This is a genomic window from Variovorax sp. Soil_C_39, from assembly GCF_057656815.1.
On record NZ_JBDGJQ010000008.1, the window covers coordinates 22,427 to 35,063 of the forward strand.

10 protein-coding genes are annotated in these 12,637 nt (G+C 69.0%); 5 read left to right on the forward strand and 5 right to left on the reverse strand.

What is annotated here, in order from left to right; all coding sequences use genetic code 11:
* Positions 1–22 precede the first annotated feature (22 nt).
* Both tldD and AC3A6J_RS19760 read right to left on the reverse strand, forming a co-directional pair.
* Positions 23–1,483, reverse strand: coding sequence for a metalloprotease TldD (gene tldD, locus AC3A6J_RS19755; RefSeq protein WP_487861682.1), 1,461 nt, complete (start codon positions 1,481–1,483; stop codon positions 23–25).
* Positions 1,484–1,546: 63 nt separating this feature from the next.
* Positions 1,547–2,431 carry a LysR family transcriptional regulator gene (locus AC3A6J_RS19760; RefSeq protein WP_487861683.1) on the reverse strand — a complete coding sequence of 295 codons (885 nt, stop codon included), beginning with the start codon at positions 2,429–2,431 and terminating at the stop codon, positions 1,547–1,549.
* 138 nt (positions 2,432–2,569) lie between these two features.
* Between AC3A6J_RS19760 and AC3A6J_RS19765 the strand changes: the two genes are divergently transcribed.
* Together AC3A6J_RS19765 and AC3A6J_RS19770 are read left to right on the forward strand one after the other, a co-directional pair.
* Positions 2,570–3,565: a tripartite tricarboxylate transporter substrate binding protein gene (locus AC3A6J_RS19765; RefSeq protein ID WP_487861684.1), complete on the forward strand. Its 996-nt coding sequence runs from the start codon at positions 2,570–2,572 to the stop codon at positions 3,563–3,565.
* A 23-nt stretch (positions 3,566–3,588) separates the two neighbouring features.
* Positions 3,589–4,767, forward strand: a complete 1,179-nt coding sequence (locus AC3A6J_RS19770; RefSeq protein WP_487861685.1) for a M20 aminoacylase family protein — start codon at positions 3,589–3,591, stop codon at positions 4,765–4,767.
* 13 nt (positions 4,768–4,780) lie between these two features.
* Here the strand turns inward: AC3A6J_RS19770 and rodA are convergent, their stop codons facing one another.
* From rodA to AC3A6J_RS19785, 3 genes are read right to left on the reverse strand one after another with little or no spacing between them, the layout of a single operon-like run.
* Complete coding sequence (rodA, locus tag AC3A6J_RS19775) at positions 4,781–5,935, reverse strand: rod shape-determining protein RodA (protein ID WP_487861686.1); 1,155 nt, start codon at positions 5,933–5,935, stop codon at positions 4,781–4,783.
* Positions 5,936–5,967: 32 nt separating this feature from the next.
* Positions 5,968–7,827: a sensor histidine kinase gene (locus AC3A6J_RS19780; RefSeq protein ID WP_487861687.1), complete on the reverse strand. Its 1,860-nt coding sequence runs from the start codon at positions 7,825–7,827 to the stop codon at positions 5,968–5,970.
* Positions 7,828–7,844: 17 nt separating this feature from the next.
* Positions 7,845–8,582 carry a response regulator gene (locus AC3A6J_RS19785; protein ID WP_487861889.1) on the reverse strand — a complete coding sequence of 246 codons (738 nt, stop codon included), beginning with the start codon at positions 8,580–8,582 and terminating at the stop codon, positions 7,845–7,847.
* Between the two features lie 339 nt (positions 8,583–8,921).
* Here AC3A6J_RS19785 and AC3A6J_RS19790 point away from each other — a divergent pair, with 339 nt between their 5' ends.
* The 3 genes from AC3A6J_RS19790 to AC3A6J_RS19800 all read left to right on the forward strand — a co-directional run bounded on the left by AC3A6J_RS19790 (position 8,922) and on the right by AC3A6J_RS19800 (position 12,609).
* Entirely contained in the window at positions 8,922–9,515 is a 594-nt protein-coding gene (locus AC3A6J_RS19790) for a YqiA/YcfP family alpha/beta fold hydrolase (protein ID WP_487861688.1), read from the forward strand.
* Positions 9,516–9,591: 76 nt separating this feature from the next.
* Positions 9,592–11,664: a ribonuclease catalytic domain-containing protein gene (locus AC3A6J_RS19795; protein ID WP_487861689.1), complete on the forward strand. Its 2,073-nt coding sequence runs from the start codon at positions 9,592–9,594 to the stop codon at positions 11,662–11,664.
* Between the two features lie 93 nt (positions 11,665–11,757).
* Positions 11,758–12,609 (forward strand): energy transducer TonB, encoded by an 852-nt coding sequence (locus tag AC3A6J_RS19800; RefSeq protein ID WP_487861690.1) that lies wholly within the window; start codon positions 11,758–11,760, stop codon positions 12,607–12,609.
* The last annotated feature ends 28 nt before the right edge of the window (positions 12,610–12,637 follow it).

The following is a 12,637-nucleotide window of genomic DNA, read 5'->3' on the forward strand; positions in this document are numbered from 1 at the left end:
AAATTATCAGAAGTCGAAAGTTCTACGCCGTTCCGCCGACGGTCAGGCCATCGATGCGCAGCGTCGGCTGGCCGACGCCGACGGGCACGCTCTGGCCTTCCTTGCCGCAGGTGCCCACGCCCGAATCGAGCGCCATGTCGTTGCCGATCATGGTCACGCGGGTGAGTGCGTCGGGGCCGTTGCCCACGATGGTCGCGCCCTTGACCGGATACTGGATCTTGCCGTTTTCGACCCAGTAGGCCTCGCTGGCCGAGAAGACGAACTTGCCGCTGGTGATGTCGACCTGGCCGCCGCCGAAGTTGGTGGCGTACAGGCCCTTCTTGATGCTGGCGACGATTTCCTTCGGGTCCTTGTCGCCGCCGAGCATGTAGGTGTTGGTCATGCGCGGCATCGGCACGTGCGCGTAGCTCTCGCGGCGGCCGTTGCCCGTGGGCTTGACCTTCATGAGGCGCGCATTGAGCGAATCCTGGATGTAGCCCTTGAGGATGCCGTCCTCGATGAGCACGTTGCGCTGGCTGGCATTGCCTTCATCGTCGACGTTGAGCGAACCGCGGCGGTCGGCGATGGTGCCGTCGTCGAGCACCGTCACGCCCTTGGCCGCAACGCGTTGGCCGATGCGGCCCGCGAACGCGCTCGAGCCCTTGCGATTGAAGTCGCCCTCCAGCCCGTGGCCGATGGCTTCGTGCAGCAGGATGCCGGGCCAGCCCGCGCCGAGCACCACGGTCAGCTCGCCGGCGGGCGCCGGGCGGGCGTCGAGGTTGGTCAGCGCAGCCTTCACGGCCTGGTCGACATATTCGGCAATCTTCTCGTCGTCGAAATACGCCAGGCCGAAGCGCCCGCCGCCGCCGCCGGAACCCATTTCGCGGCGGCCGTTCTGCTCGGCGATCACCGTGACCGACAGGCGCACCAGGGGCCGCACATCGGCCGCGAGCGTGCCGTCGGCGCGCGCCACGAGCACCACGTCGTATTCGCTCGCGAGGCCGGCCATGACCTGGGCCACGCGCGGATCGCGCGAGCGCGCGAGCTTCTCGGCCTTCTCGAGCAACTGGACCTTGGCCGTGCTGTCGAGCGTGGCGATGGGATCAATGCCGCCATAGAGCGATCGGCTCGGGGCGATCTTGCGGGCCGCCGTCTTCACGCGGGCGCTGCGGCCCGCCGACGAAATGGACCGGACGGTGCGCGCCGCATCGAGCAGCGACGCCTCCGAGATGTCGTCCGAATAGGCGAACGCCGTCTTCTCGCCGCTGACCGCACGCACGCCGACACCCTGGTCGATGCTGAAGCTGCCGGTCTTGACGATGCCCTCCTCGAGGCTCCAGCCCTCACTGCGCGTGTACTGGAAGTACAGGTCGGCATCGTCCACGCGGTGCGCCTTGATCTCCGCCAGGGCCTTGCCCAGGTGCGATTCGTCGAGGCCGAACGGCGTGAGGAGGAGCTGCTGCGCCGTGGCGAGGCGCTCGATGGTGGGTTCGCGGGAAATCATTGTCTGATTATTGCTCGCACACGGTGTCCGCACGCGGCCAAGGGCCGGGGTGTGCGTCCCGGCTCAGTCGCGCAGCAGCTCGTCGGCCAGCGCGCGCAGGATCGGCAGGGCCGGCGCCTCGGTGCGCCGCGCGAGCGTCACCACGGCGAAGCGCGCCACGCGCGCGAGCGCGGGGCGCATGTCGAGCTCGCGCAGTTCGGGCGCTGCGGCGCGGATGGCGAGCAGCACGGCGTCGCTGTTGCGCGCCACCTCGACCAGGCTGTGGAGTTCCTCGCACTGCAGGGTGACGCAGGACGACGGATGCGCCTCGGGCCCGTAGGCCTCGACCAGGGCCGCCGCTACCTGGTCGCTCAGCGGCGTCGAGGCGATGGGATAGCGCTGCACGTCGGCGAAGCGGACGCCCTGGCGCCTGCGCACGAGCGGGTGGCCGGGCCGACAGAGGAACACGCCGCGCATCTCGCGCACGGTGTCGAGCTTCAGGTCGGGCGCCGGCCTGAGCGACAGCGCATCCACCACCAGCGCGTCGAGCGTGCGCGCGCGCAGCGCCTGCAGCAGCAGGTCGGTGTGGCCGCGGGCCACGACCACGCGGACCTTCGGATGGCGCTCGGCCATGCGCATCAGCAAGGGTGTCATGAGCATCGCGCCGGGGCCCGACCCCATGCCCACGCGCAGTTCGCCGCCTTCGGCCCCGCCGACGAGGCGGCCGCTGCCGTGCAGCTCGTCGGCATCGAACACCAGTTGCCGCGCCCGCTCGAGCACCTGCTTGCCGAAGGGCGTGAGCTCGTTGCGTCGCCCGAGCCGGTCGAACAGCGGCAGGCCCAGTTCGTCCTCGAGCGCACGGATGCTGCGGCTGAGCGCGGGCTGCGTGAGGTGCAGCGCCTCGGCCGAGGCGCTGAAGGAGCCGGTGGCGGCCAGCGAGATCAGGTGGCGAAGCTGCACCAGGGTCATGGACGTTTAGCAATGAGTTCAACTCATGCTAGTACATAGAACAATGCATTGGACTGCGCACTTTCCCGTGCCTACGATGCGCCGGCGCCCTTCTTCTCCTGCGCCATCGCGCGCATCCCAACCCACGGAAAGCGACACATGACGACGTCCTTGTTCCTTCGCCGGCGAGACCTGCTTGCCTGCGGCGTGCTGACGGCCACGGGCGCTGCGGCGCTCGCGCAGCAGCCCTATCCCGCCAAACCGGTCAGCCTGATGGTTCCGTACCCTGCAGGCGGGCCGTCCGATGCCACGGCGCGCATCTTCACCGTGCCACTCGGCCAGGCGCTCGGGCAGCAGGTGATCGTCGAGAACCTCGGTGGGGCCAGCGGCGCGATCGCGGCGCAGAAGGTGCTTTCCGCGCCGGCGGACGGCTACTACGTCTTCCAGGGCTCGCCCAACGAGGTGATCCTCTCGCCGCTTGCCAACGCGGCCGTGAAGCTCCGGGCCGAGGACTTCCGCCTGGTAGCGCCGGTGGCCGATGCGGTGATGGTGTTCGTGGCACGCAAGGACCTGCCGGCCAACAGCGTCGACGAGCTCATCTCGCTGGCGCGCAAGTCGCCGCAGCAGCCGCTGAGCTACGGCAGCGTGGGCATCGGCTCGCTCTACCACCTGCTGCTCGAGAAGGCGCAGCTGCAGACCGGCATCAAGCTCAACCACGCGCCCTACAAGGGCAACGCGCCGCTGCTGCAGGACATCGGCGGCGGCCAGGTCGACTTCGCGGTGCTGGTCTACAGCGCCGCCATGGGGGCCTTGGCCGAGCAGGGCCGGCTCAAAGTGATCGGGCAACTGGGCGCGCAGCGCTCGGAACTGCTGAAGAACGTGCCCGCGACGAGCGAGAGCAAGGAGCTCAAGGACTTCGACTACAAGACCTGGAGCGGCTTCATGGTGCCCCGCAAGACGCCCGAAGAGGTGGTGCAGCGCCTGCACAAGGCCATCGGCGCCACGCTGGCCAATGCCGGCGTACGTTCGCAGCTCGCGGCGCAGACGCAGCTGGCCTCGGCGCCCATGTCGCTGGCCGAAGCGCAGAAGTTCTTCGAGAGCGAGACCGCCCGCTACAGGGAGATCGCAAAATCGATCAACCTGCAGCCCCAATGATCGATACACAAGAGGTAGCACGCATGAGCACCCTGCTTGAAGACCTGCAGCAACACGCCGGTGAATTCATCGGCATCCGCCGCGACATCCACCGCCACCCCGAACTGGCCTTCGGCGAACACCGCACGGCCGCGCTGGTCGCCGAAAAGCTGCAGGCCTGGGGCTACGAGGTGACCCAGGGGCTGGGCGGCACCGGCCTGGTGGGGCGCCTGGTGCGCGGCAACGGAACGCGGCGCCTGGGCATCCGGGCCGACATGGACGCGCTGCCGATCGACGAGGCCACGGGCCTGCCGTACGCCAGTTGCCACCATGGCGTGATGCATGCCTGCGGCCACGACGGCCACACCGCGATGCTGCTGGCCGCGGCGCACCACCTGGCCACGCGCGGGCGCTTCTCGGGCACGCTGCACGTGATCTTCCAGCCGGCCGAGGAAGGCGGCGGCGGCGCGGTCCGCATGATCGACGACGGCCTGTTCGACCAATTCCCGTGCGACGCCGTGTTCGCCATGCACAACATGCCGGGCCTGCCGCAAGGCCGCTTCTCGCTGCGCGAAGGCGCCGCCATGGCGTCGTCCGACTACGCCACGGTGGTGATCGAAGGCGTGGGCGGACACGGCGCCATGCCGCACCGCACGGCCGACCCGGTGGTGGCGGCCGCCAGCATCGTCATGGCGCTGCAGAGCGTGGTGTCGCGCAACGTCGCCCCGCTGGAGATGGGCGTGGTGACGGTAGGCGCCATCCACGCCGGCAAGGCCAACAACGTGATCCCGGCCAGTGCGACGCTCGAGATCAGCGTGCGTGCGCTCGACCGCGAGGTGCGCGCGCTGCTCGAAAAGCGCGTCAAGGCGGTCATTGCCGCGCAGGCCGAGAGCTTCGGCTGCAAGGCCGCGATCGAATGGCGCAAGGGCTACGCGGTGCTGGTCAACACGCCGGCCGAGACCGAGTTTGCGCGCCAGGTGGCGCTCGAACTGGTGGGCGCCGAGCGCGTGACGCTGCAGGGCCCGCCGCTCACCGGCAGCGAGGACTTCGCGTTCATGCTCGAGCAGGTGCCGGGCAGCTACCTGCTGATCGGCAACGGCGACGGCGACAGCGCCGGGGCCTGCATGGTCCACAACCCGGGCTACGACTTCAACGACGACAACGTCGCGCTCGGCGGTGCGTACTGGGTGCTGCTGGCCGAGCGCTTCCTGGCGGCTGAATGATGCCGGGCGGCGCCTAGCTCTGGGCCGGTTTCCTGGCCCGCGCGATCGACATCAGGATGCCGAGCCCCAGCCCGAGCGTGACCATGGCCGTGCCGCCATAGCTGATGAACGGCAGCGGCACGCCCACCACCGGCAGGATGCCGCTCACCATGCCCATGTTCACGAAGGCGTAGGTGAAGAAGATCATCGTGACCGCGCCCGCGAGCAGCCGCGAGAACAGGGTGGTGGCACTGGCCGCGATCGCAAGCCCGCGGAAGATCAGCAGGATGAACGCCGCTATCAGCGCGAGGTTGCCGAACAGGCCGAACTCCTCGGAGTAGGCCGCGAAGATGAAGTCGGTGGTGCGCTCGGGAATGAACTCCAGGTGCGTCTGGGTGCCCTGCATGAAACCCTTGCCGCCGAGCCCGCCCGAGCCGATCGCGATCATGCCCTGGATGATGTGGAAGCCCTTGCCGAGCGGATCCTTGGTGGGGTCGAGCAGCGTGCACACGCGCTGCTTCTGGTAGTTGTGCAGCACGTGCCAGTCCACCCCCTCGGCGCACAGCTGCGACTCGAAGCCCACGAGCAGGGTCACCGCCACCACACCCACCGCGACCGGCGGCACGATCAGCTTCCACGGCAGGCCCGCGAAGAAGATCACTGCGAGCCCGGCCGCGAGCACCAGCAGCGAGGTGCCGAGGTCGGGCTGCTTCATGATCAGCCCCACCGGCACCGCGAGCAGCACCGTGGCCACGACGAAGTCGAGTGGCCGCAACTGCCCTTCGCGGCGCTGGAACCACCAGGCCAGCATCAGCGGCATCGCGATCTTGAGGATCTCGCTGGGCTGGATCACCACCCCGACGTTGATCCAGCGCGTGGCCCCTTTCTTGGTGATGCCGAAGAGCGCCACCGCGATCAGCAGCGCCACGCCGGCGGCATAGAGCGGCACCGCAAACCACATGAGCCGCTGCGGCGGCACCTGGGCCACGACGAACATGATGAAGCCCGCCAGCAGCATGTTGCGGCCGTGGTCGGCAAAACGCGAGCCATGGTCGAAGCCCGAGGAGTACATGGTCAGCAGCCCGGCGAAGGCCAGCAGCAGCACGGCGAAGGCCAGGAAGCCGTCGAAGCCCTGGAAGATGGGCGCGACGCGGCGCGCCAGGGAGGGCTGGTTGAACACGGCAGACATGGGGGCGGATTATCCGCGCCAGACACGGCGGCTCAGTGGATTTGGACCTGAACGACCGTGCGCCCCGGTCGGCTTTCGACCCCCAGGGAGGCGCCAACGCCGGCGGCGCGTTCGTCCAGTGCTCGCGGCACCACGGCAGCATCGAAACCCTGCCCATCGTCGATCACGCGCAGCCGCACGGCGCCGGCCGCCGATTCCGCCTCGAGGCGCAGCGTCGTCGCCTGGGCGTGCTGCATCACGTTCGAGATGGCCTCGAACAGCAGGAACTGCAGCTGCCGCATCGCGTGAACGTCCAGCCGCTCGAGCACGGGCAGGTCGTCCACCGCCCATTCGAAGCCGAGGCCGGCGGAAGCCAGGCGCGGTTCCAGCCGGTAGCGCAGCGCCGCCAGCAGGGCGCCGATGTCGCCCGGCGGCATGTGGATGGAGTCGATCGACAGCTTGAGCTGGTCGAGCGAATCGCGCAGCGTGCGCAGCAGCTCGGCCGAATGCGTCTGGCCGGACTGGAGCTGCCGGATGGCCAGGCTGATGCGCGAGCCGACGCCGTCATGCATGTCGCGCAGGATCAGCTCGCGCTCCTGGGTGCGTGCCTGGGCGCGCGCCACCTGCTCCAGCGCGGCGTAGGTGGCGGCGAGCTCGCGCTCGCGCTGCGCCACCTGCTCGCCCAGCCTGGCGACCGAAACCCGGGCCTGGGCGCTGGCCACGTGAAAGCGCCGCAGCACGATCATCAGCAGCGCCAGGCCGATGAACACGGTCGAATAGCGCACCCAGGGGATCTCGCCATAGCCGCCGCCCAGGCGCAGCACGAGCCAGTCGCGCAGGGCGAAGCCCAGGGCGGCCAGGGCGCCGCCTGCCATCAGCAGCCGCTCCAGGTTCGGCCGCTTTGCCAGCGAGACCGCAAAGGCGCAGACGAACAGCCCCACGCATCCAATGACCAGCCCGACCCAGCCGGTCAGCCAAGATGGCTCCTCCCGGGAGAGCGAGAGGCTGCTCGCCGCGAACGTTCCGGCCACCACGCCCGCCGCACCCCAGGCCACCCAGCGCAGGCGCGGCCGGCCATACCAGCCCGCGAAATGCCCGCAGAACATCAGCGCGCAGGCCACCCACACCGCACGGCACGTTGCCATCAGCACACCCCAGGCCGGCCAGGAAAGTGGCGGCTCGGCGACCAGGCCGCCCGCCACCTGCAGGGCCCAGCAGAATTCGGCCGCCGCCGCCCAGAAATAGACACCGTCGCGGCGCTTTCCGCTTCCGTCGCCGGTGCCCGTTTCGGCTTGCGTGAGCCACAGGGCCAGTGCGACGAGGCCGACCAGCGCGGCAAACGCACAGAGGAGCACGGTCCCGGTGAAGCGCCAGGCGAAAGCCGGCTCGTAGAGGCTGCCCTGAACCGCCGCCGCAGGTCCGATGGTCACGCGCGAAAGCCCCGCGCTGCGTGCGCTGTCCGCGCGGATGCGCACCTGCAAGTGGTTGTCGCCGGCCTTCAGCAGGCGCCTGGCCACGGGCACGTAGACCGGCGCCCTTCCGTGGTCGGGCCCATTGCCGCGGGCGAGGTCGCCCTGGGCCTGCAACAGCAGGCCGTTGAGCCGGACCTCGAAGACGTTGCCCACGCGCGGAATGAAGATGCCCCAGGATGATTGCGGCTCGGCCGCCAGCGTGAGCGGCAAGTCGAAAGTGGCATGGCCCGGACGCCCGGCATGCTGCCGGTCCCAGTTGTAGGGCAGCTCCAGCGGCGCGCTGCGGGTGAGGCCGTTGACGGTCGTCTCGACGCTGCCGCGGCGAAGTTCGATCGCGCTCTCCGCCGCCGCGGTCGACGACATGGCGTGCGGGGCCATCATCAGCGCGACCGCGCACCAGAGCCACAGCGCCAGCCATGCGCGGTCCGGCTTTCCGAACATGCGCCAACGCACGCGTGTCACCCCGGGTGGGACAGCAGGCCGAGGCGCGTAGCTTCGAACACGGCTTCGCTCTTCGAGTGCACCGCCAGCTTGCCGTACAGGTTCTTGATGTGCGTCTGCACCGTGTGGACGCTGAGCCCCTTGAGCCGCGCGATCTCGGCGTAGGAGAAACCGCGGGAGATCAGCGTCAGCACCTCATGCTCGCGGACGGAGAGAAGGCCGGGTGCGCCCTGCTCGGCCGCCGCCTCGGGCACCACGACGGGCGCCGCGCCGGCCGCCTGGAGGCTGCGGTACTTGGCCAGCACCCGGCGCGCGATCATCGGCGAGATCGGCGACGCGCCGGCCTTCATCTCGACGATGGTCTGCGCGATGTCCTCCGGTGCGGCATCCTTGTGGATGTAGCCGACGGCGCCGGCCTCGATGCTCGAAAGCACGTTCTCTTCGTCGCCGAAGACCGAAATCACCAGCGGCTCGCAGCCGGGGAAGCGCGCCACCGCGTGGCGGATCACATCCAGCCCGCTGCCGTCGGGCATGCCCAGGTCGACCAGCAGCACGTCGGGAATGGTGTCCGTGTCGGCCAGCCAGGCCAGGGCCTCGCGCACCGTGCCAGCGCTCCCGAGCCAGAACAGGCTGGCGCTGCGCTGCACGCTGGCCTCGAAGAAGGCACGCGCACGGCTGTCGTCCTCGACGACGAACACACCCCAGCGGTGCGTCTTTCCGGCATGCATGGCCTCAATGTTCATGGCCCCGAGCATAAGCCGCTGAACTGAGCAGAATGTCACGGCGGCCTCCCGTTTTCATGGGATGTGGGGGCCACTTCGAGGCCACGACACTCGCCCCGCGACCAGCCCCCGCGCCTCATCCACGGCCCTTGGATCGCAAGACTGAATACTTTCGAATTCGACCGTAGCCGATTCCGAATCCGGACACGCCGATCGGGCGTACAAGCTGCTCGGACAACCACTGCCATTCACCCGCAGCTTCGTGCACTTTGCACGCGAGACAGCCGTTTCGGAACAACGCACCTCATGCAAAATCAATCTGCGCCTTCAACCCGATCCGCGTCGAACGTTCCAACTTCAGCCCTGCCTCGCATGGACCCGCAAACCACCCACCTCCTGTACCTGCACGGCTTCCGTTCCTCGCCGCGTTCCACCAAGGCGCGGCTGATGGCGCAGCGCGTGGCGCAGGCGCATCCCAACCTGCAGTGGTGGTGCCCTCAGTTGCCGCCGTCGCCGCGCGAGGCCATCGACCTGGTGATGAAGGGCATCGCGGACTGGCCGCGAAAGTCGATGGCGGTGGTGGGCTCGTCGCTGGGCGGCTTCTATGCCACCTACGTCGCGGGCATGACGCGCTGCCGCGCCGTGCTGCTCAACCCAGCCGTGCATCCTGCGCGCGACCTCGAACGCTACATCGGCGACCAGACCCACTGGCACGATCCGGCGGAGCACTTCTATTTCAAGCCCGAGTACATCCAGGAACTGCGCACCATGGAGGTCGGCGCACTGACCCGCCCCGAGCGCGTGCTCGCGATCATCGCCAAGGGCGACGAGGCACTCGACTGGCACGAGAGCTCGGCGCGCTATCCCGACAGCAACATCAAGCTGATCGAGGGCGGCGACCATGCGTTGTCGGATTTCGCGGCGAGCCACCTCGACGAGGTGATGGCCTTCATCAATCCGGTGTAGCCGCGCCGGCGCCTGCGGGGCGCCGCCACGGCCTGTGCAGCCAGGATCGCGCCCCTGCGCATGGGACAATCGCCGGATGTTCGTATTGTTTGAAGAAGCCGGCAAGTACCTCGGCGGCCGCGTGCTCGCGGAGGCCGAAGCATCGGCGCAGGTCGAGCTCGACACCGGCAAGCGCGTCAAGGTCAAGGGCGCCAACATCGTGCTTCGTTTCGAGAAGCCGGCACCGGCCGAGCTGATCGCCGAAGCCCGCGCGCTGGCCGCCGCGATGGACCTCGACCTGGCCTGGGAGTTCGCGCCCGAGGGCGAGTTCGCTTTCGCGGAGCTCGCGTCCGAGTACTTCAGCGACAAGCCCACGCTCGCGCAGCAGGCCGCGGCGCTGTTCGCGCTGTTCGAGGCGCCGCACTACTTCCGCCGCGCGGGCAAGGGCCGCTTCAAGAAGGCGCCGGCCGAGATATTGCAGCAGGCGCTCGCCGCCATCGAGAAGAAGAAGGTCGTGCAGGCGCAGATCGTCGAATGGGCCGGCCAGCTGGCCGAGGGCGTGTGCCCACCGCCGATCCGCGAGCAGCTCTACAAGATCCTCTTCAAGCCCGACAAGAACGCGCCCGAATACAAGGCCGTCGTCGACGCTGCGCGCGCCACGCAGCGCCCGCCGCTCGAGCTGCTGGCGAGCGCCGGCGCGATCGACTCGCCCTACCAGTTCCACTGGCGCCGCTTCCTGTTCGAGAACTTCCCCAAGGGCACCGGCTTCCCGCCGCTGGCGGCGCCGGCGATCGCCGACGACCTGCCGCTGGCCGACGGCGTGCAGGCCTTCTCGATCGACGATTCGCAGACCACCGAGATCGACGATGCACTCTCGGTGCAGGGCCTCGGCAGCGGCACCGTCACGGTCGGCATCCACATCGCTGCGCCCGGGCTCGCGCTCGCGCCGGGCGGCGCCATCGACCAGGTGGCGCGCACGCGCATGTCCACCGTCTACATGCCGGGCTACAAGATCACCATGCTGCCGGACGAGGTGGTCAATGCCTACACGCTGCTTGAAGGCGGCGAGCGGCCCGCGGTGTCGCTCTACGCGAGGTTCGACGAAGCCACGCTCGCGCTGCAATCGACCGAGACCCGGCTCGAGCGCGTCGCCATCGTGGCCAACCTGCGGCACGACCAGCTCGACGGCGTGGTCACGCAGCCCTGGCTGGAGGACCCGTCCTTCGTGCCCGGCGATGTGCCCGAGGCCGAGGCCGCGACCCGGCTGCGCGCACCGCTCTCGTTCCTGTTCCGCCTTGCCAAGCAGCTCAAGGCGCAGCGCGAAGTGGTGCGCGGCAAGCCCGAGAACTTCAACCGGCCCGACTACAACTTCCGCCTCGTGGGCAACGACGGCGAGCCGGACGGCAGCGAACAGGTGCAGATCACCACGCGCCAGCGCGGCGCGCCGCTCGACCTGATCGTGTCCGAGGCCATGATCCTGGCCAACAGCACATGGGGCGGCTGGCTCGGCGAACTCGGCGTGCCCGGGCTCTACCGCAGCCAGGCCAGCCTGGCGCCGGGCATCAAGGTGCGCATGGGTACGCGGGCCCTCCCGCATGCGGGGCTGGGCGTGAAGAGCTACGCCTGGAGCACCTCGCCGCTGCGCCGCTACACCGACCTGGTGAACCAGTGGCAGATCATCGCGGCCGCGCGCCACGGCAACACAGCCGCGCTCGCGGCGCCGTTCAAGCCCAAGGATGCCGACCTGTTCTCGATCCTGTCGGGCTTCGACGCGGCCTATGCGACCTACAACGCCTACCAGGGCGGCATGGAGCGCTTCTGGACGCTCAAGTACATCGAGCAGCAGGGCATCACCGAGGTCGTGGCGACCGTCATCAAGGACATTCCGAACGGTGCGCTGGTGCGCGCCGACACGCTGCCGCTGGTGTTTCCCGTCGCGGGCCAGCAGGAGCGCGGCGCGCGAGTGCGTGTGAAGCTCGGCGAGATCGATGAGATCGCGCTCGACGTGCACGGCACGGTGCTCGAGCGCCTCGATGCCCCGGAGGGCGATGCCGCGGCAACGGAAGAAGAAGCCAGCGACGACGATGCGCAAGAGGTGGCCGGCCCGATCGCCATCGCGGTCGACCTGGCCGACGGCGAGCAGGCCCCGCCCGAGAACACGCCTGCATGAGCGCCGCGCCGGGCCGCCCCAAGCAAGCTCGCTCCCGCTTGGCGGGAAGGCGCGCAGCGCCAAGGGTGCGCCAATGAGCGTGGAGGAGCGTCGATGAACCTGAAGGACCTGAGTACGCTGCAGATCGCGCTCGGCGTATCGGTCATCGCGCATGCAGCGCTGTTGGCGGTGCGCTTCGTCGATCCCGAGGCGTTCAACCGGGCCTTCAGCGAGACGCCGCTCGAGGTGATCCTCGTCAACAGCAAGACCAACGACAAGCCCGACCCCTCTGCACGTGTGATGGCGCAGGCCACGCTCGCGGGCGGTGGCGACCTCGAACGCGGGCGCGCCACCAGCCCGCTGCCGCCCTCGAGCTTCACCGCCGTGGGCGATTCGATGGAAGAGGCGCGCCGCCAGATGGAGGCCATGCAGGCGCAGCAGATGCAGCTGCTCACCCAGCTCAAGCGCGACCTGGCCGCCATGCCCGCGCCCGACCCGCGCGCCTCGGGCAACCCGAAGGAATCGGTCGCGCAAGAAGAAAAGCGCCGCCAGCTCGTGGCGCTGCTGGCCGAGATCGAGCGGCGGGTGAACGAAGAGAACGCGCGGCCCAAGAAGCGCTACCTGAGCCCCTCGACCCGCGAGGTAGCGTACGCAACCTATGTCGACACGCTGCGCCGCCGCATCGAGGTGCGGGGCACCGAGAACTTTCCCACGGCCGCCGGCAAGAAGCTCTACGGCGAGCTCAAGATGACCATCACCATCAACCACGACGGCAAGCTGCTCGACACCGTGGTCGACGAAAGCTCGGGCGACACCACGCTCGACCGCCGCGCCAAGGCCATCGTGCACAGCATTGGCAACTTCGGCAAGTTCACCGATGCGATGCGCAGGCAGACCGACCAGATCGTTCTGCAGTCGCGCTTCAAGTTCACGCGCGACGAGACCATCGAGCTCTCGTCGCAATAGCAGCAACCACAACAGCCACAACGAAGCG